Here is a 25,611-nt window from a genome sequence, read left to right on the forward strand (position 1 = left end):
TCGCCACTCTTCGGTTGCATCTGGATGTAGCTGCAACCGGTAGTGATTGCCATTGCGATGAGCAGCGCGAGGAAACGCATCACCATCCGCCCAGTTTGGGCTGCTGCGCGGGACTCGCTAGCCCGTACCTTCGACCTATGACGTGAGGGGCCGGGCCTTCGTGGCGTCCCGCGGGCCATCCGGAGCCGACCCCGGGTCTCGAACCCGGAACCTGCGGTTTACAAAACCGAAGCTGGCGGTGCCACGTGATGTCAGGAGCAATCAATCCGGGCGTTCCATGGCTATCGATGTGCCTCGATGGTCACCGTGTGTCCGGGCATTGCTACTTCAGTTGCTACGGAACAAACGCCGCGTGTCGAGCACCTTAAGGCAACGTCAGCTACAACTCGGACAAGATCTCGACCGAATCAGCTCGATAGTCGTAGGTCATCGGCGGTGCTCCGTCCGGCCGCCATAACGCCTCGTGGTTTGGCTTCAGATCGAGCCTGCCCGCGGACGCGGGCTGTCGGCCAAAGTCAGCTACGTCGAATCGCCAGTCGAAGTCGCGGTGACTCGGGACCGCCCTGAAACCAACGCCGGTCAGGGCAAGGAGGCTCAGCCCTACGACGTTCGCTCCGACGAGTCGCGCGGCCGCCGGCCGCCAGTCTTCTCGTTTCGAGCGCTCGTAAATGCGTCTGCGCGGTCCGAGATACCACCCGTACGCCGAATTGAGGGACAGCCGAACGCTGCCATCACCAGACTTTGTCCTCGCGTCGATCCAATTTGGCAACCGAAACACGATGGACTCACCCGGCAAGAGTCGGCCTCGCAGCAGGGAGCACATCTTGACGCCGCGCGGAAGCCCCCAATGCCTGAATTGGGAACGACAGCCAGCACTGCAGATTTCCGTGTTCCAGCGGAGCGTGGCCGAGAACACTCTTGAGTGGATCGATCAGCTGACTTTGCAATAGGGCCGAGCGTTACCCGGTCTTCGTCCAGGTGCCGCATCCCTTGCTCTGAAAACCTCTATCAGATCTGGCGAAGGGGCCAACGATCGTGACGATTGCTCCGACTCGCGAATGCGCACATGGTGATCTTGAAATTCCATATATCGCGGGCACGCCGATGCGGCTGCCCCGCAGCATGAGATCAGAAGCTCCAAAGTTCCAAGCGTGCCCCCGGTAGGCCATCGGCCCGCTCATCGCGTGAGCGCCGTTATCAGGTCGGCGCGGTGCGGCCAGCGGGCAATCAGGTCCGCCACTGCAGCGCCCTCGAAGTCACTGAGAACGAAACCGGGCGCCATCGTGTTGCCGTAGACGCCGTACTGGCCGCCCGGGCGCAACCGGGCCCCCATCCAGGTACCGGCAGGCACGACATGCTGCACCTCGTGCCCGGCGAGCACATCGTGGCCAAGAACGACCAGCTGATCGCGGCCATCGCCATGCAGCAGGAGCAGCTCGATGGGGTCTCCGAGGTAGAAGTGCCAGATCTCGTCCGTCGGCAGGCGATGCATGTCCGAGAATGTCGAGGGGTCGTCCGTCACCAACGCGACGGTCGCCGAACACAGTGGCTTGCCATCGGCGCCCGTCTTCGGATCGACGTAGGACTGCGTGAAGTACACCTTCTCGGTGGGCATCACCGAGAGCTTCCACAGTCGGATCAGGTCGTCTGCGTTCGGTCTTTGGGCCATCAGCGACGCCTCCTTTGCTGAGCGAGCGCAACCTCCAGAAGAGCCGCGCGCAACTACCTTCAACGAGGATAGTGAGCCGATCGACCGAGCCCGGCAGAGTCGCAAGGGCGGTCAGGACGCGACCCGCTTGTACGCGTTCGCCTCGATCGCAGTCTTGCTACGCGAGCACGTCCAGCACAACGCTTGGAGGTTGGCTCTGTCGTTGGTGCCACCCGCACGCCGTTCTAGGGGCCTGACTTCGCTGGCGTTGCTACAAACCCTGCTACAGAAGGAATCGCCCGGAACCGAGACCAGTCGGAACCGGGCGAAACGCTGAGCCGACCCCGGGTCTCGAACCCGGAACCTGCGGTTTACAAAACCGCTGCTCTGCCAATTGAGCTAGGTCGGCGCGACGAGCTCAATGCTACCTAGTCGTCGGTCTTCTTCTTCGCGCGCGGGCGCGTCACGCGTTTCTTCGACGCCGGCTTCTCTACAGGAGCGACAGCCTCGATCGATCCCACTTCGCCGCTCTCGTCTTCGGCCGATGCCGACCGCGGCAATTCCTGTTCCGCGATCGCCGTTGCCTCCGGCGCATCGGCCTGGAGCACGACGTCTTCCTCGCCCTCGGCGAATTCGGCGTCGTCCGCGGCATCTTCGGGGATCTGCAGCGGTGCGGGCGGGCGGGCGGTGCGCGTGTCCGGCGGTGCCGCGTCGCGGCGACGCTGCCGCAGCGCCTCGTAGAGGATCACCGTGCCGGCGGCCGCCGCGTTGAGGGATGCGACATGGCCCTGCATCGGGATGCGAACGACCTGATCGCAGCCTTCGAGCACGAGACGCCGTATGCCCTCGCCCTCGCCGCCGATCACGATCGCGCTCGGTCCGCGGTAATCGACCTCGTCGTACAGCATGTCGCCGCTCTCGTCGGCGCCGATGACCCACACGCCTTTCTCTTTCAACGCGTCGATCGCCTGCCGCAGATTCGCGACGTCGGCGATCATCAGGTGCTCGCTCGCGCCTGCGCTCGTCTTCGCGACGGCCGGCGTGAGGCCGACCGCACGGTGCCGCGGGATGACCACGCCGGCCACTCCAGCGCCCTCAGCTGAGCGAAGCAGAACGCCGAAGTTCTGCGGATCCTGTAGCGAGTCGACAACGAGGACGAGTGCTGGCTCCGACACGGCGTCGAGGTGGAGCAGGAGCTCGTCGAGCTCGACGCCCGCCTTGCCCTCGACGATGGCGACGACCCCTTGATGATTCTCGATCGGCGAGAGCCGCTGGACCTCGAGCTTGTCGACGTAGCGGACGAAGATGCGGCGCTCCTGCGCTTCCGCGAGAAGCTCGTTCACCGGGCCGGTACGTGTGCCGCGCTCGTTGGAGATCATGAGCCGCTTGATGACGCGGCCGGCGCGGATCGCCTCGAGCACAGCGTGCGGTCCGGCGAGCGGCTCGCCGGCATCGTGCGACGGCGCAGCGGACGTGCGCGGACCCGCGGTCGCGCGGCGGATCGTCTCGCTGTATTGCGCCTGGCCGATCGGGCCGCGGCGCGGACCGCGTGCGCCGCCCGCGAAGAAGTTCCCGCCACCGCCACCGCTGCCGGTGCCGACACCCGGTACCCAGCCGCGGTTGCCGCCGCGCCAGCCGCCCTGCGTGCGCTGACGCTGCGCCTGCTGGCGGCGCTCGTAATTGGCGAGCTCGCGAGCCTGCGAGTTCTCTTCGTCATCGCGTGGTGCCATCGGTCGCGGTGGCAACGGTCCGCGCGGCGCGAACGGTCGCGGCGGCATCGGTCCGCGCTGCGGCGCGCCGAAGCGCTGTCCACCGCCGCGCCCGCGGCGTCCGCGACGGCGTCGGCGCGCCAGCTCATCCGCGCTCGCCGGTCCCGACCCGGGCATCATCGGCCGCTGGTTCGGCCCGCCCTCTGATGGACCTGAGTCGGAGGGACCGGTGTCGGACGGACCGGTGTCGGACGGACCGGAATCGGACGGGCCGCTGTCAGCCGGTCCGTTGTCCCGCGCGCCCATTTCCTGTGGGCTCTTCTCGAACTCTTCCATGGTCATGCTCCCCTACGGCGGATGCGCTCCCAGCGCGTGCCGTCTTTGGTGTCCTTCACGCGGATCCCGTACTTACGCTCGAGCTCCGCGCGAAGCTCGTCCGAGCGCTTGTAGTCACCTTTCCTGCGCGCCTCGTCGCGCTCGGCGAGCGCGGCTCTCTCTTCATCGGAGAGATCGGCATCGCTCGCTCGTTCCCGCAGGGACAGCGCGAGCACCTGGTCCATGTCGAACAGCACCTCGAGCGCATGGCGCTTCGTCGCGACGTCGCCGGTCGCGGCGAGATCGAGGACCGCCTCGGCCTGCGCCAGCGCTGCCGGCGTGTTGAGGTCGTCAGTCAGCGCTCCGACGAACGCGGTCCGTCGCGGATCCTCGGGTTCAACATCGATCGGCGTGCCGCCCGTCGATTGCCACGCGTCACGGATGATCCCGCGCCAACGGTCGAGTCGGCTCTGAGCGGCTTTCAACCCTTCGCGCGTGAAGTCGATCGGCTGCCGGTACTTGTTGTTGAGAACGAGCATCCGGAACGCGAGCGGATCGAAGCCCCACGACTCGAGATCCTTCAAGAGGTAGGCATTGCCCGCCGACTTATGCATCGCGCCGCCGTTCACCTTGAGGAACCGCACGTGCGTCCAGTAGCGAACGAACGGCTTTCCGGTCGCGGCCTCCGATTGCGCGATCTCGGACTCGTGGTGCGGGAACAGGTTGTCCTCACCGCCCGAGTGGATGTCGAAGGTCTGGCCGAGGTACTTCATCGACATCGCGGAGCACTCGATGTGCCAGCCGGGATTGCCCTGTCCCCATGGCGAGTCCCAGAACTGCAGGTCTTCGGGCTTCTTCGCACGCCACAGCGCGAAGTCCGATGGGTGGCGTTTGTTCGGGTTCACCTCGACCCGCGCGCCAGCGAGGCGATCCTCCGTCGACTCGCCGGCGAGTCGCGTACCGTAACCGGGGAACGTGGAGATGTCGAAGTACACCCCGTCCGCGGCCACGTATGCATTCCCTTTCTCGATGAGCCGCTTGATCAGCTCGATCATTTCCGGGATGTGCGCGGTCGCCTTGGGCATGACATGGGGATCGAGGATGTTCAGCTTGTGGCGATCGGCCATGAACTGCTCGGTGTATTTGCGGGCGAGCGTCTCGGGATCGCGACCCTCGCGCTTGGCGGCGATCATCATCCGGTCCTCGCCCTCATCCACGTCGCCGGCGATGTGACCGACGTCCGTGATGTTCATCACCTGCTTCACGCGGTAGCCGAGGTACTCGAGCGTCCGCCGCTGCACGTCCGAGACGATGTAGCGATAGAGGTTGCCGATCGTCTGCCAGTCGTAGACCGTGGGGCCGCAGTCGTAGATGCCGGCCTGACCGGGGACAAGCGGCACGAACGGCTCGACCTGACGGCTGGCGCTGTTGAAGAGCCGGACGCCCGGCGGGGCCATGACTGTGATGGCTCTCTCCTTTATTGATCGAGCAGTGCGATCGCGAGGGCTGCGATGGCTTCGCCGGAGCCGACGACCCCCAAGCCGTCGTTCGTCGTCGCCTTGACGCTGACACGGCCGCTCTCGATGCCGAGAGAACCCGCGATGGCGTCCCGCATCGCGCCGATGTGCGGCGCGAGGCGCGGCGCCTGCGCGATGACCGTCGCGTCCAGCGACGCCACTGCGAGGCCAGCCTCGCGGATCAGAACGCCCACCCGCGTCAGCAATCCGAGACTGCTGGCGCCGGCGTAGGCCGGGTCGTCGCTCGGGAAGTGGCGTCCGAGATCCCCGAGATTCGCTGCGCCGAGGAGCGCGTCCATGAGCGCGTGAAGTAGGACGTCGCCATCGGAGTGACCAACGAGTCCGGTCGGGTGCTCGATCGCAACACCGCCGAGAACGAGGCGGCGATCCGCCGCGAGACGATGGATATCGTAGCCGATGCCGGCCCGCGACCCCGTCATCCGGTGACCTGCGATGCCGCGAGCCCCACGAGCCCCTTGGCCACGAGCTCGCGTGCGTAGGCGAGGTCCTCGAACGTCGTGATCTTGAGGTTGCGGCGCTCGCCGGGGACCATCTTCACCGAGAGGCCCGCCGCCACGACGGCTGCGGCATCGTCGCTGAACGACCGATCGCCCGCCGCGGCCCGTGCCTTTTCAAGAAGGTCGCGGCGGAAGACCTGTGGCGTTTGCGCCGCCCAGAGGCCCTCGCGCTCGATCTCCTCTCGCGCCGCGCCCGCCTCATTAGCCCGGCGCACGGTGTCCGCCAGGGGTAGTCCGGCGACGGCCGACCCACCCGCCCGAGCGATCTCGACGCAGCGCCGGAGCAGGCTCGGCGGAACGAAGGGGCGCGCCGCGTCGTGGACCGCGATCACATCCCCGTCGCCCATTGCATCAAGAGCAGCCCAGGATGACGCTGTGCGAGTCGCACCGCCGGCGATGACACGCACGCGTTCGTAGCCCTTCGTCACTGCGGTCACCGCCGCGAGCTTTTCGGACGGCGCGACGACGAGGATCTCGCCAAAACAGCCCGCAGCCTGACCCGCATGCAACGACCACGCCAGGACCGCGTGCCCGCCGAGATCGGCGAGCACCTTGTCGATCCCGGCGCGCGACGAGCTGCCAGCGGCGAGGATCGCGAGAGCCGCGGGCACCTAGTGGCTTGCGGCCCTCGGGCGCCGGACCTCGACGATCTCGCCCTTCGGCTGCGCGAAGATCATCCGGCCACCGACGGTCTGCAGCACGCGCATCACGGTGACGGTGAGCTCGGTGTTGACATGGCGCGCGCCGTTCTCGACGACGACCATGGTCCCGTCCTCGAGATAGCCGAGGCCCTGCCCGGGCTCCTTTCCTTCCTGCGTGATGCGCACGGTCAGCTCCTCGGACGGAAGCACGACCGGTCGCACGGCCTTGGCGAGATCGTTCACGTTGAGGACGGTGACACCCTGAAGCTCGGCGACGCGGTTGAGCCCGTAATCGTTCGTCATGATCGGCACACCCAGCTGGCGCGCAAGCGCGATGAGCTTTCCGTCCGCGCCGTTCGCGACCGGATCGGCATCGAGCAGCTCGAGCTGAACGGTCGCTTCTTTCTGCATTCGCGAAAGCATCTCGAGCCCGCGCCGGCCGCGTTCGCGCTTCGAGGCATCGGGGGAATCGGCGAAGAATTGCAGCTCGGCAAGGATGAAACGCGGCACCAGCAAGGTGCCGCGGATGAACCCGCTCTTCACGACATCCGCGACGCGGCCGTCGATGATCACCGAGGTATCGAGGAGCGCGCGCTCGGTGCCGGCGACGCGGTCGCGACGTCCCTGGCGGATCTCACTCGCGATCGCGCCGAGATCCGCACGCTTGATCGTGCCCGCGGCGGCGCCGATCGCGCCGAGGACGAGCGCCCCGACGATCGGTGCGAAGCGGCCGAGGTTACCGGGAAGGAAAGACAGCGGGAACGCGAGGAAGAGGCCGAGGATCAGCCCGACGCCACCTCCGAATGCCATTCCGACCAGATCGCCCGCGGAGGCCGCCTGGATACGCCGTTTGATGATGCGGGCCGGGAGAACGGTGACGTACGGCGCGCCGAGCCAACCGAGGATCGCGCACGCGGTGGCGAGAAGAAAGACGACGAGGATCTGATTGGTGACGGGCGTGACGACGGTGACCTCGAGAAGAGTGGCGCCGAGGAAGAAACCGAAGAACCAGCCGATGAGTGCTGCTCCGAGACGGATGAAGGCCACAGTGCTCGCTCCTTTCTATAAGAGTGCGGCGAGCGCTTCGTCCGGCCGATGAAGATGTGGCCGCCGACGGTGACGCGACGCCGGGATGAGATGAGATGGATCACAGGACGAGTCTAGATACCGCTTGCTAGGGGTCGGCGATCCCCGAGCGCATCAGCGCCTCGCGCAGCGAAGGCGCGCCGACCACCTCGAGGCCGGTCCCATTGAGATCGCCGAGGCTTGCCTGCGGGACGACCGCGCGCTCGAAGCCGAGGCGCTGCGCCTCCTTCAGTCGCGCTGCTACGCGTTGGACACGCCGCAGCTCGCCGCCGAGCCCCAGCTCACCCACGAACACCGTCCGCGGATCGGCCGGCCTGTCGCGCAGCGCGGACGCGAGCGCGACAGCGAGAGCGAGATCGGCAGCCGGCTCGCGCACGCGAAGACCGCCGACGAGATTCACGTAGACGTCATGCGAACCGAGCGACAGCCCCGCGCGTTTCGCGAGTACCGCGAGCAGCACTGCCACACGTTGCGGATCGGCGCCGTTCACCGTCCGCCGCGGAAGGCCGAAGTTCGTCGGCGTCACGAGAGCCTGCACCTCGACGAGCAGCGGGCGCGTTCCCTCGACCGTCGGGACCACGACGCTTCCGGCGACTCCGCGGCTGCGCTCTTCGAGGAAGACCTCAGACGGATTCGTGACCTCGCGCAGCCCCGACTCCCCCATCTCGAAGACCCCGACCTCGTCGGTCGACCCGAAGCGGTTCTTCGTCGCGCGGAGGATGCGGAAGGCGTGGAATCGCTCACCTTCGAGATAGAGGACCGCATCGACGATGTGCTCGAGCACGCGCGGGCCCGCGACCGCGCCCTCTTTCGTCACGTGACCGACCAGGAAGATCGGAACGTCGTCGCCCTTCGCGACCTCGAGCAGGCGCGCCGTGCACTCGCGCAGCTGCGAAACACCACCGGCGGCCGACCCGATGATGTCGGATGACATCGTTTGGATCGAGTCGATGACCGTGAAGATCGGCCGCACGCGGCGGATCGCCTCGATGACGGTACCGAGGTCGGTCTCGCCCAGCACGTAGATGCCGCCACCCTCGATGCCGAAGCGGCGCGCGCGCAGCTTGATCTGCGCGGCGGACTCCTCGCCCGATACATAAAGGACGCTGCCGCGCTGCGCCAGGGACGACGAGGCCTGCATCAGTAGCGAGCTCTTGCCGATCCCCGGGTCGCCCCCGAGGAGCACGATCGAGCCGCGCACGATGCCCCCGCCGAGTACCCGGTCGAATTCGCCGAGGCCGGTCGGGGTGCGCTGTTCGGCATCCGCCGGGACTTCGTTCAGCTGGATCGGGGACCGTGGCGAGCGCGCGACACCACCACCCTTTGGGGCTGCGACGACGCGCTCCTCTACCAGCGTGTTCCAGCTCGAACATGACGGGCATCGTCCGATCCACTTCGGCGATTGAAACCCGCAGTTCTGGCAGACGAAGGCGGTCGTTGATCTCGGAGCCACGCAAGGAGTATCGGGCGCTGGCTGCTGGACGGGATCAGTCCGCCTATTCGGGCACAGTGGCAAGCGGCGTTACACGAAATGGACGCCAAACGGACTAGTCGTGCCACGGTCCCTCTCCTATAGTGCCGGCCGTCAGGCTGCTCGCGTTCGGGGCGAGCGCCGGCCGCGCGCGAGGGGGACGGGTTGGGTTTGCGACGAGCCACGGCGAGATCTTTGACCGCGTTGCTCTGCGCAGCGATGTTGCTCGCCCTCATGCCCGCGCCGGCGGCCGCCGTTGCGGGCTTCGACTCTCAGTTCTTCGGGATGTCGGCATTCCTCAACTTGAGCCGCGGGCAGACCGGACAGTTCGTGGTAATCGCGACCAACACGGGTTCGACGATGTGGCAGCACACCACGGCCACACAGGTCGACCTGGCGTTCTGCTGTCCCGTCACGGACTCACCGAACGCCACCTGGAACAACGCCTGGATCTCAAATTCCCACTACGCGACGACGACGGTGGATGTCCCTCCAGGTTCAAACGCGTTCTTCGTCTTCAACGTCACCGTTCCGGACAGCGCGACCGATGGCGCCCATGCATTCGCTTTCGAAACCGTCCTCGCCGCCACGGGCGCGCCTCTCCATCCCGAGGGACAGTTCGAGGTGGCGATCGTCGCGAGCCGTCCTGAAACGACGCACATCGCTGTAACGCCGAACCCGCGAACGATCGAGGCGCTTCCGGGCACGGAAACGACGATCGTCGCTTGCATCAAGGATGGGGCCGGCACCACGATCACGGGCTCGACCGACGCCCTAGGAATCTCGAACGGTTCGTCCGGCCTCACCGCGGTGACGACGGTGACCGGGGCGACCGTTACTGCGATCTCTGGCTGCGCGTCCTTCCCAACAGCGGCGACTGGCAACGTCGGCTTCGACCTCCTCACCATCATCGACTCCACAACCACAACGCTCGACCCGCTAAAGGTGCTCGTGAAGGCCGTGGACACGACACCACCCGTCATCAACGTGACGGGGCCCGCCACAGGCAGCACGCTTACCTCCGCGAACGTCTTCTTCTCGGGCACCGTGGGCAACGCTGACCGCGACCTGGCTCAGGTGACGGTCAAAATCTACCCCGGAAGCGCCGCGACAGGGACGCCGCGGCTTACGCGCTCGGTCCTTCGGTCCATCGACGGGCCGAACGCTTTCTTCAGCGCCAGCGCTTATCTGCCCAACGGGCAGTGGACCGCGAAGGTCGAGCAACGCGACAGCGCCGGCAACGTGGGTTCGTCTGTCACGACGTTCACGGTCGCGGCGCCGAGCGTGACGTTCACACCGTCCGCTGTTGATGCGGGCACCACCGAGTTCCTGGTCTCGGGTAGTGGCTTCCCGAGCGCGGAGTTCGCTGGCGTGAGCCTGGTCGACCTCGCGACCCTGAGCACCGTCACGCCCGCGTGCCGCACCGGCTCGGCAGATTGCTCCTCCTCCGGTCTCGTCACCCTCGTTAGTGGTGCATTCACCAACGCTGGATACGTAACACAGTCGACACAGGCTGCTGGCGCATATGGCCTACTTGTCAGTGCCTTCGGGACCGTCGCGGTCAGCAGCCAGGCACTCATCGTCGGGCCTGCCGGATCGATCTTTGTCCAGATCGCGAACGACGCGAATGGCAACGGCGTCGTCGACGAGGGCGACCCTCTTGTCGACGCCGCCCGCATCGACGCGTTCGCGGTCGTGAGTGGGGTACGCGCGGCAATGCCGCTCTTCAGCGTGGCGAACGACAGCAGGCTGATCCTCGACAACGTGCCAGCCGGCACGTACGACGTCGTCGAAACGAACGCCGCCGGGTTCGTCAGCGTGGACGCCGTCCCCGGTGTGAACGCGACGAAGCTGGACAACGACACCTTGCGCCTGACGATCCTGAGAGACCTGCTCGGAAGCGGCACGTTCCTCGATCGCCGAGGTTCCTCGCTCTCGGGCATCGCGATGTGCTCTGGGGTCCCGCTCGTGAACGGCATCGTGCAGCTGTACAGCGGGAATGCGTTCGTCGCTCAAGCGACAACGAACTCGTCGGGATTCTTCAGCTTCTCGAACGTCGCGTTCTCGCAGTACACGCTCAAATACATCACGGGCGGCGACGTCCCGGTGATCTGTGGCGGGGCTGGCGCCGTTCTAACCACCGACGGCACGTCGCTCACGGATGCGGCCACACCGCCCATTCAGCTCGGCAACACGAACTGGGTAATGGCGCACGACCTCGATAACGTCGCGCGCGCGAACAGTCTCGGCGCGCAGGCGTCGAAGATCTCCGGCGCCAACGGCGTGGTGTGGACGATCCACGAGCACCTGGCGGAGACCGGGCAGGCCGCGTGGTTCAAGGTAGCGCTGCCCGCGGGGGCGACCGCAGTCGTCGAGCTCAGCGACCTCGTCGCGAACTACGACGCACTGTTCTTCGGGGATATCGGCAGTGCGTTCGCACAACTGACCACGACCACGGATGTGCTGCGCGTCAGCGCTGAGCTCGGGCCGAACACCCTCGCGTCGCCAACGGGTCTCGACTCGCCCACAGGCCTCGATTCGCCCACGGGCCTCGATTCGCCCACGGGTCTCGACTCGCCCACGGGCCTCGATTCGCCCACGGGTCTCGACTCGCCCACGGGTCTCGACTCGCCCACGGGCCTCGATTCGCCCACGGGTCTCGACTCGCCCACGGGTCTCGACTCGCCCACGGGTCTTGATTCGCCGACCGCCTACGTGAGTGCGCAGCAGCGCACCCTGATGGCGGTGTCCGCACTCGAGGGAACGGCCAACGAGCTCATCGTGCGCAACACCTGGGACAACGCCGGCTTCTTCTACATCCGGATCCGCGGCCGCGGAGGCATCTTTAGCCTGCAGAAGCCGTTCAAGCTGACCGTGACGCAGCTCCCGAGTGTCTGTGACGGCGTCGTGCGGCCACCGCTCACCCTGATCTCGGGCGCTCCCGGCCAGCCGGGCGGCGCAACAGTGATCCGCGCACAGGGGAGTCCGACGACGATCGTCGTCGCTGATCTGGGTCGCATGGTGGGCACCGCGGCGGAAAAGCAGGCGCTCCAGACGGCGCTCATCGCGTTCGGCAACCGCCCCGAAGTCCGAGCTCTCGTCCTCGACGTGAGCATGGATGCTCGCGTTGCTTTCGCGAACACCTCGGCGAATGCAAAGCTCGGCTGTCCGTTCGCCAAGAATCTCGTCGCGCAAGAGATCAAGCGGCTCATCAACTCGCAGCGCTCTGCACCGACGTCGTCGACGCCGACACAGTACGTCGTGCTCGTCGGCCCCGACGATGTGATCCCGTTCTTCCGCTATCCGGACCGCACGCCGTTCGGTAACGAGAAGCAGTTCGTGCCGCCGGTGCGTGACCAGAGCGCCTCGCAGGCCGCTCTGCGCCTCAGCTACATCCTGAGTCAGGACAGCTACGGCACCTCCCTCGACGTTGCGCGTGCTGATCACACGTTCCCGATCTTCGACCTCGCCGTGGGTCGGATTGGTGAGACACCAAGCGAAGCGAAGGGCTTGCTCGACGCGTACATGGGCACGACAGCCGGGGTAACGCCGATCACGACGCGTTCGCTCGTCACCGGTTACGACTTCATGGCCGACGGCGCCAGACTCGTACGCGAGCAGCTGGACCTATTCAATGTCCTGCCTGATCCGCTGAATCGGACGCAGAAGACCGTCGCCGTGACCAAGGAGGGCGTCACCACGACGTACCAGCTCATCAACGAGCCCGGCAGCACCCCGCCGTGGACGGCCGACGCCTTGCGTGCGGCGTGGCTCAATGAACGTCACGACGTGACGTTCCTGGCGGCGCACTTCAGCGACTCGCTCGTACAAGCCGCCGACAGCACCACGGTCGCAATGGCGAGCGAGCTCGTCACGTCGCCGGTCGACATGACCAACGCGATCATCTTCGGGCAGGGCTGCCACCTCGCGTATAACACGGTCGACCGCGACGGTATCCAGAACGTCACCCGGACGACCGACTGGGCGCAGGCAGCTGCTCGGAAGAAAGCGACGCTCATCGCCGGGACGGGTTACCAATATGGAATCGGTCCCGAGCCGACAGACCCGCCCGGCGACCTGATCGACTTCGGCGAGCGCCTCTATCTCGAGCTCGCAAAGCAGCTGCGGCGCGGCACGCTTTCCGGAAACGTATCGATCGGTCAGGCGCTGATCGAGGCGAAGAAGGTGTATCTAGGCACCGTCGGCTCGACGATGGGCACCGTGCACGAGAAACAGCTCCTCGAGACGACGCTCTTTGGCTTGCCGCAGCTCTCGATCAATGTCGGTACCGATCGTTACACCCCGGCGTCTGACGCCGTGATCCCGGGGATCACACCTGGCACCGAGCTCGCGGACGTCACGATCACGCCGGGCACCCTCACACCGCACGGTGGCTACGTCTCGGGAAGGAACGGGATCCTCAGCCTGCCTGGTCAGCCGATCCTGCCGCTCGACATCAGCAACGTCTCGAATGGCACGATGGTCCTGCGCGGCGTTGGCTTCCGCGGTGGCGACTACACAGACTTCGCGAATTTCAAGCCCACCGTGGCCACGCCGGTGACCGAGCAGAACGGGTCGCTCAGCTTGACCTACCGCTCGCTGGTCTTCACCCCTACTCGCCTCGCGACGGTGAACTACTACCAGACCCTCAGCGGTGGTGGCACGAACCTCTTCGTCACGCCCGCGCAGTTCAAGTCTGACAACGCCGGTTCGTCGCTTGGCACGTCGCGCCAGTACAGTTCCGTCGGCCTTCGGTTGTTCTACCGCTCGGCGCCGCTGGTTGGTGGACTTGCCGGCCCGCCGGAGCTGATCAATGTTCGGGCACGACCGGACGGCGACGCCGTGATCTTCGAGGTGGCGGTGGTCGGCGACCCCAGCGTGCCGATCGACGGCGTGTGGATCACCTACCGCCGCAGCACCGGCCCGACCACGGGCACGTGGTCGTCGAAGGATCTCGATCACGACACCGGTCCGATCACGACGCGTTGGTCCAAGCGCATCCTGTTGACCGACCTGAACGTGACGAACCCCGCTGGCATTGAGTTCATGGCGCAGGCCGTGAACCATGCCGGACTTGTGGGCCTGGCGACGAACTCGGGCAACTACTACAAGCCCTCGGGCGCCGTCGTAACAGCCGCGACCCCGAAGAACCCGACCAGTGTCACGATCCTTCCCGCGCCTGATACGAACTTCAGTGGCGTCTACCGCGGCGAGGCGACGTTCAAGGCGACCCTGCGGCAGAACGTGAACGGTGCGAGCCAGCCGCTCGGTGGTGCCACCCTGACGTTCACGCTAGGCGGCCAGCGTCTGAGCGCTGTGACCGTGGTGACCGGCGGGGTCGCTCAGGCCAGTGTCACGATGCGACTGTTCCAGCGTCCCGCGACGTACAACCTTGCCGTCGGCTTCGACGAAGACGCCGGCCACCTCGCCTCGTCGGCGACAGCTCCGTTCACTCTTTCGCCACGCCCGACGACCTTGACCTTGGCTCAACCCGCGCTCTCGTTCCCGGGCGGCACCACCTGGTCGAATGTTGCGACGCTCAGCATGGGCACCGGCATCCCATTCGAGCAGCAGACGATCTTCTTCGTGGCGATAGGCACAAGCGGCGCGGGCACGGGCCAGACCTTCGTCACGAGCGCGCCGACCTCGTTGCTCGGCAAGGCGAGCATCACAGGTTTCCCGCTGCCGGTCGGGAAGTACAGCCTGACCGCGTACTTCGCGTCGGTCGTTCCTCTCCCCGGCGGACTCACGTATGACGCGCGAAACCCGCGCTACATCGGCTCGAGCGTCACCGGAACAGTCGACGTCACCGTGCCCCCTGGGACCATCGCGTTCACGAGCACCCGCGACGGCAACACGGAGATCTACACGATGAACGTCGACGGCTCAGGCGTGCAGCGGCTGACGAACAACAACAAGCTCGATGCCGACCCGGCGTTCTCGCCTGACGGCACCAAGATCGCCTTCACCAGCAACCGCGACGGCAACGCCGACATCTACATCATGAGTGCCGACGGCTCCGGCGTAAGGCGACTGACATCCAATTCCGCCATCGACGCGTTGGGCAACTGGTCACCGGACGGCGCCAAGATCGTGTTCACCAGCACGCGTAACGGCAACGTCGATATCTGGGTGGTGAACGCCGACGGCACCGGGACTCCGCAGCGGCTCACGACGAACTCCGCCTTTGATGGCGACCCGTCCTGGTCGAAGGACGGAAAGATCGCCTTCACCAGCACCCGCGACGGGAACGCGGAAATCTACGTCATGAACGCCGACGGCAGCGCTCCGAAGCGGCTCACCAACAACCCGGCCTGGGACACGATGGGGAGCTGGTCTCCGGACGGCACTCGGATCGTCTTCACGAGCACTCGTGACGGGAGCGCGCGGATCTACGTCATGAATGCCGACGGGACCGGCCAGACGCGGCTCACGAGCGGGCCCGGCCAGGATGTCACGCCCGAATGGTCGTCTGACGGTAAGAAGATCGTGTTCAGTAGCTTGCGGAACCTGAACTTCGACATCTACGTGATGAACGCCGACGGCTCCAACCAGACGCGGCTCACCAACAATCCCGCGATCGACATACTCCCCGACATCTATTGATCGGGGTCGGCCGCGACGCGGTCGACGCTAGGCGCGTCTAAACGTCGCAGATCGAGCGCCGCGCCGAGCTCGGTGAGGATCGCGCGAGCCTCCGCGATCAGGGGATCGGCGTCCTGGCGGCGCGCGTCGGATACTGGTAGCCGTGCGTAGGCGCGACCGAGCGCGCCGAGCGTCCGCGCAAGCTCCTGACGGTCGTCGAGCCGCTGTAGCAGGTCGCGACTCGCCTCGAGCGCGACCACAGCGCCCGCCACGTCGCCGGCCGCGGCGCGGGCCATTCCCAGGACTTGTAGGGCGACGCCTTGACTCTCGGGCAAGCCAAGGCCGCGAGCGACCTCGACCGCCCGCTCACTGACGGATAACGCGATTCGCGAGCCTGCTGCGAGGTAGCCCATCGCCAGATCGCGCCAGCCGTCGACGAGGTTCGCCAAGCTGCCCGCGCGTTCCAGGACTTCGACGGCGGACTGCAACTCGGCGATTCCCGCTGGGATGTCACCACGCTCGACCTTCGTCGCGCCGAGACCAAGCCCCGTCGCCCCGATACCCATCGTGTAGCCGAGCGCACGCGCGATCTGAAGCCCTGCCCCGAAGTCCGCTTCAGCGGCGGCCAACTCGCCCCGTAAGTACTCGATCTGGCCGATGTTGTTATGGCTGTGCACGCGTCCCAGTTGGTCGCCGATCCGCTCTCGGATCGCAAGTGCGCGACGGTATGCCGCGACGGACTCGGCGTGCCGGCTCCGACGGCGATTCGCCAATCCCACGTTGTTGTGGACGTTTGCCTCGCCGAGTACATCACCGAGGCGCTCGTACGCAGCCAGGCTTTCGCCGAAGTAGGCGAGAGCCTTCTCGATCTCTCCACGGTGTGAATGCACCGTTCCGATCTGCTTCAGTGCCTCCGCACGAGCATCGTCGTCACCCGCACGCTCGGCATCCGCTATGGACTGCTCGAGAGTCGCCACCGCGTCGTCGTAGTGGCCCTGCCGCCACCGGACCTCAGCGATGTTCAGCAACGCATGGGCTCGCTCAGCTGGTGCATCCGAAGGCAGCAGCTTCAGAACGTCCTCGAAGATCCCGATTGCAGCCGTCATGTCGCCGCGAAGCTGGTGGACGATGGCTGTCTTGCGACGCACGCGCGCCCGGTCGACGACGTCACCGGCAGGACGAACGTCGAGCGCCTGCGCGTACGCAGCGAAGGCATCCTCGTACTTCCCCACGACGCGTTGCACGTCAGCGATCGCCTCGAGCGCCTCGGATCGAACGGTCGCGTCGCCCCCGCTGCGCTCGATGCAGCCTTGGAAGTAATCGAGCGCCTCGGTATTGGCGTAGAGACGCTGTGCGCGGTGGCCGGCGCGCATCAACCACGTCCGCGCCTTGGCGTCGTCTTCGCCGCGCCGGTAGTGGAAGGCCAGGGTGTCGATGAACTCCTCGATGCGCTCGCCGAAAAGCTCGGTGAAGGCGTCCCCGACGACCACGTGCGTTCGTCGGCGCTGCGCGATCAGCTGCGTGCGGTATGCGACCTCCTGAACGAGCGCATGTGCGAACGAATAGGTCGGCTCGGCGGCGTTGACTCGGCTGACGAAGTGCTCTCTCTCGAGCTTGCCGAGCGCGGGGTCCAAGTCATCGTCCGGCGTGACACGAGCCAGCACGCGCGTCCAGAAGGTGCGGCCGATCACGGCCGCGCCGTGGGCGACGTGACGAGGCGACGGGTCGAGCGAGTCCAGCCGCGCCTCGAGGAGGTCCTGGACCGTCGTCGGCACGACCAGCTCCTTGCCGGGCCGCAGAGAACGAACGACCTCCTCGATGAAGAACGGATTACCGGCTGTTCGGTCGAGGATCATCGCCCGAGTCGCCTCATCCAACGGAGCGGGTGCGAGCCGATCGACAAGCTCAGCTGCGGCCGCGATCGGCAATGCGTCGAGCGCGATCGCTTCCGCCGGCCACCCGATGTCGGTCGGTTCGCGCGACGTGCTCACGAACATGCAGCGCATCGGCCGGACCGCCGCGCTCAACGCGCCGATGACGTCCGCCGATGACGCGTCGCGCCAGTGCAGATCTTCGATCACGAGGATCAGCGGAGCGATCTCGCTGCGGCGCTGTAGCGCATCGCGTAGCAGCGAAACGATGAGCCGGCGCTTCCCGGGCGGATCGAGCGGGGACCGGACCTCGTACCCGAGCAGCTCGAGGAGCAGGGTGATCCCAGCCGTGCCCGACGCGGCAAGGTCCGGAGAGTTGGCCAGGGCTGCGCGCGCCGTGGCTTCGTCATCGGTCGGGCCGATCGCGAGCATGCGCCGGACCAGGTCGGCCACGAGCGCATAGGGCGTCGCCTGCTCGTACGAGTTGGCGCGGGCGCGAACGCGTGCGGAATCTTTCGGCAGACCTGACAGAAGCTCGCCGATCAGTCGTGTCTTGCCGACCCCGGCCTCGCCATACACGTGCACGACCTGACCGTTCCCCGCAAGCGCTTCGCGGTAGTGCGCATACAGGCGCGCAAGCTCGCTCTCGCGGCCGACGATCTTCACACCGCCGCGAGGGCTCGCTCGTCGCTCCGGCCCGAGAACCCGGTAGACCGCGACCGGTTCGGATTTGCCCTTCACGCTCAGCGGCTGAAGAGCCTCGAAGACGAACGCGTTCCGCGCGAGTGCCAGCGTCGATTCGCTGACGAGAACGCTGTCGGGCGGGGCGGCGCTCTCGATCCGCTGCGCGGTATTCACTGCATCGCCTGTGACGGTGTACGCGAGTACTTCGCCCGGTAGCAGCCCCGCCACGACCTCCCCGGTGTTCACGCCGATCCGGATCGCGATCCGGATCCCGTGCGTGTTCTCGAGCATGGCATTGAGGGACTGCGCCGCGCGCTGTATCGCAAGCGCGGCGTTGATAGCGCGCACGCCGTCATCTTCATGAGAGACGGGCGCGCCGAACACTGCCATCACGGCATCGCCGATGTACTTGTCCACAGTGCCGCCGTACCGCTGGATCGCGCGGGCGAGGACACCGAAGTACGCCCCGAGCACCGTTCGCAGCCGCGCGGGGTCGAGCTTGTCACCCAGCGGCTCGGAGGATGAGATATCGGCGAACATCACCGTCACGACCTTGCGCTCCTCCGTAAGGGCGTGCGTCCCATCGGCAGTCACCTGCAGCGACGCGCTCGTCGCCACCGCACCCATCACGTTGACCAGCTCACGGGTGGCGTGGCGCAGGCCGAGCACACGGTAGGCGCGCATGAGCTGCGGTGATGCTTTCGGCCGCACCTGCTCGGCTGCCGCGAAACGGATCGTCCCGCGTGCCGCCGTCCGCGTGGCGGGGCTCACGAGAACGGTACCGAGCGGAGCTGCTGACTCAAGCGCCTCGGCGACCGTGACAGGGGCGCCGACGACTGTGTGCGTGTCCTGGACGTCTTCGGCGATCGCGCCACCCAGCACACGCCCGGTCGCGATCCCGATGCGGCACGCCAGCTGGACACCGTAACGGCGCTGCAGCTCGATGTTCTCCCGCTCGATGGCTTCCTGCATCGCGACCGCAGCGACGACCGCGCGCGCCGCATCGTCCTCGCGCGTCTCGGGGATACCGAATACGGCGATCACCGCGTCGCCGATGTACTTGTCGACCACGCCACCACGCCGGTGGATCTCGCGTGCGAGCGCCGCGAAATAGGAGCCGAGAACAGCGCGAAGCTCTTCGGGGTCGAGGCGTTCCCCTAGAGCGGTCGAGCCGGAAATGTCCGCCTTCAGGACGGTCACGACGGTGCCATCGACCGCGTCCGACGCGCGTTGGTATGAGGTCGGCTGGGCCCGAGTGCCCTCCCTCACGATGTCCGTCACTCTAAGTGCCGCCGCAACACAAGCCGCGCGGAAAAGAGCGCGGGCCAGTCCATTACCTGGAAAGAACAGCGAGCGTTCCGGGCGCGCCCGATATGGCGCCGCGACCGACGTGCCGCGCTACGGCGCGACGGCTACCGGCTTTGGGGCCTCCGCTTCGGCCTTTTCGATGACGAGCTTGCCGTCCACCGGGTTCACGCGGACGGTGTCGCCAGCGTGGAACTTGCCCTGGAGGAGCATCTCCGCGAGCGGGTCGGCGATCTCGTTCTGGATCTGGCGCGCAAGCGGGCGCGCGCCGAAGTTCGAGTCGTAGCCGATCGTGGCGATGTGGTCCTTCGCCTCGTCGGTGACCACGAGGGTGATCTCCTGCGACGCGAGCTGCTTGCGCACGCCCTGCAGCTCGAGCTCGACGATCTGGCGGACCTCGGGCTTGGTGAGCGGCGTGAACACCACGGTCGCGTCGATGCGGTTGAGGAACTCGGGCCGGAAGAAACGCTTCATCTCTTCCTGCACGCGCTCCTTCATGCGCTCGTACTGGGCGTTCATGTCGGCATCGTCGCCTTCGCCCTTGGTGCGGAAGCCGAGAGCGCTCTCGCTCTTGAGCATCTTCTGCGCGAGGTTGCTGGTCATGATGATGATCGTGTTACGGAAGTCCACCGTCCGGCCCTTCGCGTCCGAGAGACGGCCTTCGTCGAAGATCTGGAGCAGGATGTTGAAGACCTCGGGGTGCGCCTTCTCGATCTCGTCGAGCAGGATCACGCAGTAGGACTTGCGCCGCACGGTCTCGGTCAGCTGCCCGCCCTCTTCGTATCCGACGTAACCAGGTGGCGAGCCGACGAGCCGCGAGACGTTGTGTCGCTCCATGTAATCGGACATGTCGATCTTCACGACGTTCTCTTCGCTGCCGAACATGAACTCGGCGAGCTGCTTCGCTAGGTGCGTCTTGCCGGTACCCGTCGGCCCGACGAAGAAGAAGACGCCGATCGGGCGGCGCGGGTCCTTCAGTCCGGCACGGGCACGGCGCACGGCGCGGGACACCATGGTGACCGCGGGCGCCTGGCCGATGACCTTCGAGTGGAGGACCTCCTCCATGCGGAGCAGCTTCTGCGTCTCCTCCTCCGCGAGGCGGCGCACCGGGATGCCGGTCCACATCGAGACGACCTCGGCGATGTCCTCGTCAGTCACCTCGGGGCGCTTCTGGGACTGCGCGAGAAGCCAATCGGCCTTGGCCTGCTGCAGCTTGTCCTGCTGCGCGCGCTCCTTCTGACGGAGCGTCGAGGCGAGCTCGTACTGCTGCGCTTCCATCGCCTGGTCCTTGTCGGTGACGAGCTTGTCGAGCTCCTTCTGGGCGTCCTTCACGTCGGTCGGGAGCGTCGAGTAGCGAAGACGGACCCGACTTGCGGCCTCGTCCATGAGGTCGATGGCCTTGTCCGGGAGGAAGCGATCGGTGATGTAGCGGGCCGAGAGCTCCGCCGACGCTTTCACCGCTTCGTCTGTGATCGCGACCTTGTGGTGGTCCTCGTAGCGCGAGCGGATCCCCATGAGGATCGCGATGGTCTCCTCGATCGTCGGCTCCTCGACCATGACCGGCTGGAAGCGGCGCTCGAGCGCCGCGTCACGCTCGATGTACTTACGGAACTCGTCGAGCGTGGTCGCGCCGATGCACTGGAGCTCGCCACGCGCCAGCGATGGCTTGAGGATGTTCGCCGCGTCGACCGCGCCCTCGGCCGCCCCGGCGCCGACGAGCGTGTGCAGCTCGTCGATGAACAGGATGACGTCGTGCGCGTGACGCAGCTCCTCGATGATCTTCTTGAGTCGCTCCTCGAACTCGCCCCGGTACTTCGTTCCGGCGACAAGAGAGCCGATGTCAAGCGTGAGCACGCGCTTGCCCTGCAGCGTCTCGGGAACGTCACCCTTGACGATGCGGTGCGCGAGGCCCTCGGCGATCGCGGTCTTGCCGACGCCCGGTTCGCCGATGAGCGCGGGGTTGTTCTTCGTGCGGCGGCTGAGGATCTGGATGACTCGCTCGATCTCCTTCTCGCGGCCGATGACCGGATCGAGCTGCTGCGCCTTGGCCATCGCCGTCAGGTTCACACCGAGCTGGTCGAGCGTCGGCGTCTTGGAACCAGCCGCCTTGCCACCGGCGGAGGCCGTCTCGGCCGTCGCGGGGTGCTGCTGGCCAAGCGTCGCGATGACCTGGTGGCGGACCTTCTCGAGCGACACGCCGAGAGACTCGAGCACGCCGGAGGCGATGCCCTCGCCCTCGCGCACCAGACCAAGCAGGAGGTGCTCGGTGCCGACGTGGCTGTGACCCAGCTTGCGCGCTTCGTCGATCGCGAGCTCGATGACCTTCTTCGTGCGTGGCGACAGCGTGATCTCGCTGGGTGAGGTGGTGGAATCTCCGCGCCCGATGATGAACTCGACCGCCGTTCGGACCTTGGAGAGCTCGACGCCGAGCGAGTCCAGAACGCGTGCCGCGACGCCCTCGCCCTCGCGGACCAGTCCGAGGAGCAGGTGCTCCGTTCCGATGTAGTTGTGGTTGAACCGGATGGCCTCGTCCTGGGCGAGCGCCAGCACTCTCTTCGCGCGGTCGTTGAAGCGGTCGAATGGACCCACCTAAAGCTCTTCTGGACCGTATATCGGTGCGGGCATCATCTGGCTCCGATTATACGTTCGGAAACCGCTACGACCGCCTTCCGGACAACGTTTCATATGCGCTCGCCGAGACGAGCAGACAGGGACAGTCTCCGTCGCTCCCGGTCGATCGCCACGATCCGCACTGGAAACACGTCGCCGACGCGCGGTCCCGACGCGTCCGCCACGCGTTCGGCGCCCAGCTTGCTGACGTGGATCAGTCCCTCTACACCCTTCGCGAGGCGAGCGAACGCTCCGTACGGCATCACGCGCGTGTCTGTGGCATCGACGGTCTGACCGGTCTCAAAGGTCGTTCACGTACCGCTCCCATGGGTCGCGCCGAGCGCATGGAGCGCGGTCGGCTCGACGCCATTTTCCCAGGTGGTTGCAGGCGCCTTCCCACGGGAGCGTCTGCACCGGTCCGGGTATGCCGTGCGACGGGCACATCGATAGTCCCGATCGAGACCAGTTGCGACAGCGTCACGAATCGCGCAGTCCAACGCCGACAAGAACGCCACCGCGGTTGCGCCTCGAGGACGAGGGCATCGATCACACTCGCGCTCTTGTGCATCTCTCGGAGTTCGATCCATTGCGTCCGATGGCAAGCGCGGCGGAGAGATAGCACAACACGCCCACACAGTTGGTCAGAGCCGGCCTCATGAAGAGGTATCACGCCCGCGGGGCGATCACCGAGGTCGACGGTCGCCTCATCTCCGGCCACAGCAGCAATGGTCCCCTCGGCGGTCTCGCCCACTCTGAGTGATCGTAATGAGCGTTGGCGGTCGCGCTTGCGAGCAGCTCCTCCATCGTCACCGGATCGCTGGACACGATCGGCGCGCAGGCAAGGGTCGTGCCACGTACAATCCTGCGAACCGGGGGCGCGGGAGGGTGACCGTCAACTCGACGGCTCGCTGGCCAGCACGTCTCGAGCATCTGGCCTGGCTGCTTCGGGCGGAAGCGGTCGCTGTTGTCGTCGCCACCGCCGATCCTCCATCCACCGTCTTCTCCCACCGCATCGACGCTGCTGACTGGAATGCCATCCTCGGCCAGGACGCCTTCGCTCGGGCAGCTGGGGGTGCATTCGCCGTATCCGTGCCATCCGGACGGTGGGGCGATGAAGCGGCGTTCGCCGTGGTCGCACCCATCGAGACCTGGAACGGACCGGCGGTGCTCTGCGCGCTGCGCCGCGAGATGCCCTTCGACCCACTCGACGTGATCGCAGCGAGCTCGGCTGCGCAGCTGCTCGCGCTCATGGCGTCCGACGGCCGCGATCTGGCCTCGGCGCAGCGGCAAGCGGCCGAACTCGACGAGCGCCTGGACGTGCTCGGGGGCATCGGCGACGGTCTGGTGGACGCCGGGGACGCCAGCGCCGTTCTGGCGCGCGCGGCCGCCGAGGTGGCACGCCGGATGGGCGCCGGCGCATCCTCGATCATGCTCGTCGAGGGCAACGAGCTGCGGCTGCGCGCCTCGGTGGGCTTGCCGACCGAGGTCCATCTGGGTAGTGGCCAGCGACTCGGCGAAGGTATAGCGGGTTGGGTCGCCACAAGTGGGGAGAAGATCGTGCTGCGCGGCCGCGTGACCGACGAGCGATTCCACGGCGTCGATCCCGACGCCCGCGAGTCCATTTCCGTGCCGCTGCGCGTCGGCGACGACGTCCTCGGAGTGCTGAGCGTCAAGCGGCCGCACGAGGCAGATGGATTCGCGGGCCGACAGACCCTTCTGGATGGGATCGCGGCGGATCTCTCGCGGGCGCTCCGCGCTATGAACGTCATCTCCACTCTCCAGCGCGAGCGGGAGCACGCCGAAGGCTTCGCGGACGTCGCCCTGGCCGTCGCGGCCGGCGATGTACACAGCGCGGCCCGAGCCGCTGCGGAGTCATTCGGCCATCACGCCGTCGCGCTGCGCGGCCGATCCGGCAAGGTGCTCGCCGTGTATGCCGGGGAGGACGATCCCGAGTGCCGAGCGGCCGCTCTCGCGGCGAGCGAGTCGGTCGCCGGTGCCGATGTCGCTGGCGCGACCAGCGTCGGCTTTGCGCGACACGACCCCACCTACGAGGCGGACGACGCCGCGCTCGCGCAGCGGACCGCCGACACGCTCGCACTCCTGGGTCGTGCCGAGGTCAAGCGCGAGGGAGGCCGGGTTCTCCGGGTCCTCGCGGTCGAGGACCATCCGGTGATGCAGCTCGGTGTCCGAGCGCTCCTCGAGCGAGAGGGTCTCATCGTCGTGGGACTCACGTCCACCTGCGCCGAAGCGATCGGTCTCCTCGAGGAGGCCCAGCCGGACGTCATCCTCTGCGACCTCCATCTACCGGATGCCGACGGAGCCGAGGCCATCACCCGACTGCGCGCCGAGGCACCGGCCCTGCCGATCGTCGCGTTCAGCATCGACCGCAGCCCCGAGCTGATCCGCGCGGTCCTCCGCGCAGGCGGGAATGGCTACGTCTCCAAGGACACCCCTGCCAGCCGGGTCATCGCGGCGTTACACGCTGCGGTCGAAGGTCTGGTCGCGCTCGGGCGCGAAGCTGCCACGTCGATCGCAAGGATCGATGGTGTCGAGCCGCGCGCACAGGCACATGCAGCGCCGGTCGAGCCTGAGAGCGCGCGGGTCGAGAAGGCCGCGGCGACGGCGATGCCAAATGGGGGTACCCCGAATGGATCGGGCGGAGACTCGACTTCTCACGAGCCACTTACGCCGCGCGAGCTTGAGCTTCTGCGATATATGGCCGAGGGTTACACGAACAAAGAGGTCGCGCGTGCGATGGTCCTCGCAGAGGACACCGTAAAGAAAGGCGTGCAGATGCTGATCGCGAAGCTCGGCGCCGCCGATCGGACGCACGCTGTCGTACTAGCCCTAAGGAACCACCTCATCGACTAATTCCTTGTCCGAATGGGTATTCGGGCTACGTGCATAGCGTTCCTATACACACGAAAACCCGTTAAACACCGCGAACCCGAATGGGTATTCGAAATGTGCCTGAACGGGGATTAACCGTAGGCATAGGTCCACGTCAATGTTCGCGCGCTGGCGCGCTATGGGAGCCGGCCCTGTATGGGGTTGCGGGGTCGAAGTGCGGCAGCGGCGGAGGGGGACTGGCGTGGACATAGCCCTGCTGTGGGCACAGGCTCGCGCGGGCGACGCGGGGTCGCGAGGCGCGCTCATTGAGCGCTACTCGGACCTCGCGGTGGGTATTGCCCGTTGCATGCGCATTTCAGCGGCATCCCTGGCGGACCGTGACGATGCCGCCTCCGCGGCGATGATCGGGCTCATTGGCGCGGTCGATCGTTTCGACCCGCGCCGCGGTGTTCCGTTCGAGGCATATGCCGCGCTGCGGATCCGCGGCGCGATCGTTGACGAGCTCCGTCGCGTGGACGAGCGAGGCCGTGCGGACCGCCGGCGCGAAGGCGCCGAGCTCGCGGTCTCCCTCGATTACCTAATGGAAAAGGGCGCGCACGTGGGTCCTGCTGTCGACGATGGCTTCACGGAGCGTTACGAGCAGGAAGATCTCAAAACACGAGTTCAGGACGCGCTGGGGAGGCTACCGGCTCGCCAGCGTGAGGTCATCGCGCGCTACTACGGCGATGAGCTCACGCTGCGCGAGACGGGGGCGAAGATGGGCGTCAGCGAGGCGCGCGCGTGCCAGTTACACGGTCGCGC

Annotated in this window: 12 protein-coding genes and 1 tRNA gene; 3 read left to right on the forward strand and 10 right to left on the reverse strand. The window is 66.6% G+C overall.

The window, feature by feature from the left end:
- Window positions 1-1,177: 1,177 nt before the first annotated feature.
- From VI056_14135 to radA, 8 genes are all read right to left on the reverse strand, one after another.
- A complete protein-coding gene (locus VI056_14135) occupies window positions 1,178-1,669 on the reverse strand; it encodes a cupin domain-containing protein (protein ID HEY6204165.1) in 492 nt (163 codons plus the stop codon).
- A gap of 315 nt (window positions 1,670-1,984) precedes the next feature.
- Window positions 1,985-2,057, reverse strand: a tRNA-Thr gene (locus tag VI056_14140).
- A 19-nt stretch (window positions 2,058-2,076) separates the two neighbouring features.
- Complete coding sequence (gene rlmB, locus VI056_14145; protein HEY6204166.1) at window positions 2,077-3,693, reverse strand: 23S rRNA (guanosine(2251)-2'-O)-methyltransferase RlmB; 1,617 nt, start codon at window positions 3,691-3,693, stop codon at window positions 2,077-2,079.
- 2 nt (window positions 3,694-3,695) lie between these two features.
- Window positions 3,696-5,129 carry a cysteine--tRNA ligase gene (gene cysS, locus VI056_14150; protein HEY6204167.1) on the reverse strand — a complete coding sequence of 478 codons (1,434 nt, stop codon included), beginning with the start codon at window positions 5,127-5,129 and terminating at the stop codon, window positions 3,696-3,698.
- A 20-nt stretch (window positions 5,130-5,149) separates the two neighbouring features.
- Window positions 5,150-5,629, reverse strand: coding sequence for a 2-C-methyl-D-erythritol 2,4-cyclodiphosphate synthase (ispF, locus tag VI056_14155; GenBank protein HEY6204168.1), 480 nt, complete (start codon window positions 5,627-5,629; stop codon window positions 5,150-5,152).
- Window positions 5,626-6,318, reverse strand: coding sequence for a 2-C-methyl-D-erythritol 4-phosphate cytidylyltransferase (ispD, locus tag VI056_14160; protein ID HEY6204169.1), 693 nt, complete (start codon window positions 6,316-6,318; stop codon window positions 5,626-5,628). Before ispD ends, ispF begins: the two co-directional genes overlap by 4 nt.
- Window positions 6,319-7,395, reverse strand: coding sequence for a PIN domain-containing protein (locus VI056_14165; protein ID HEY6204170.1), 1,077 nt, complete (start codon window positions 7,393-7,395; stop codon window positions 6,319-6,321). It abuts the gene before it with no gap.
- 127 nt (window positions 7,396-7,522) lie between these two features.
- Entirely contained in the window at window positions 7,523-8,887 is a 1,365-nt protein-coding gene (radA, locus tag VI056_14170) for a DNA repair protein RadA (protein ID HEY6204171.1), read from the reverse strand.
- A 237-nt stretch (window positions 8,888-9,124) separates the two neighbouring features.
- On the opposite strand from radA, the gene VI056_14175 reads away from it, so the two are divergent.
- Window positions 9,125-15,511, forward strand: coding sequence for a DPP IV N-terminal domain-containing protein (locus tag VI056_14175; protein HEY6204172.1), 6,387 nt, complete (start codon window positions 9,125-9,127; stop codon window positions 15,509-15,511).
- Here the strand turns inward: VI056_14175 and VI056_14180 are convergent.
- Both VI056_14180 and VI056_14185 read right to left on the reverse strand, forming a co-directional pair.
- Window positions 15,505-19,314, reverse strand: a complete 3,810-nt coding sequence (locus VI056_14180) for an adenylate/guanylate cyclase domain-containing protein (protein HEY6204173.1) — start codon at window positions 19,312-19,314, stop codon at window positions 15,505-15,507. The two genes, VI056_14175 and VI056_14180, sit on opposite strands and share 7 nt — an antisense overlap.
- 129 nt (window positions 19,315-19,443) lie before the next feature.
- Entirely contained in the window at window positions 19,444-21,939 is a 2,496-nt protein-coding gene (locus VI056_14185) for an ATP-dependent Clp protease ATP-binding subunit (protein HEY6204174.1), read from the reverse strand.
- A gap of 906 nt (window positions 21,940-22,845) precedes the next feature.
- Here VI056_14185 and VI056_14190 point away from each other — a divergent pair.
- Both VI056_14190 and VI056_14195 read left to right on the forward strand, forming a co-directional pair.
- Window positions 22,846-24,831, forward strand: a complete 1,986-nt coding sequence (locus VI056_14190) for a response regulator (GenBank protein ID HEY6204175.1) — start codon at window positions 22,846-22,848, stop codon at window positions 24,829-24,831.
- 325 nt (window positions 24,832-25,156) lie between these two features.
- Window positions 25,157-25,611 (forward strand): sigma-70 family RNA polymerase sigma factor (locus VI056_14195; protein ID HEY6204176.1); only part of this gene is annotated, 455 nt, incomplete at its 3' end.

It is taken from the genome of Candidatus Limnocylindria bacterium (assembly GCA_036523395.1).
In the GTDB taxonomy this organism is placed as follows: Bacteria; Chloroflexota; Limnocylindria; order P2-11E; family P2-11E; genus CF-39.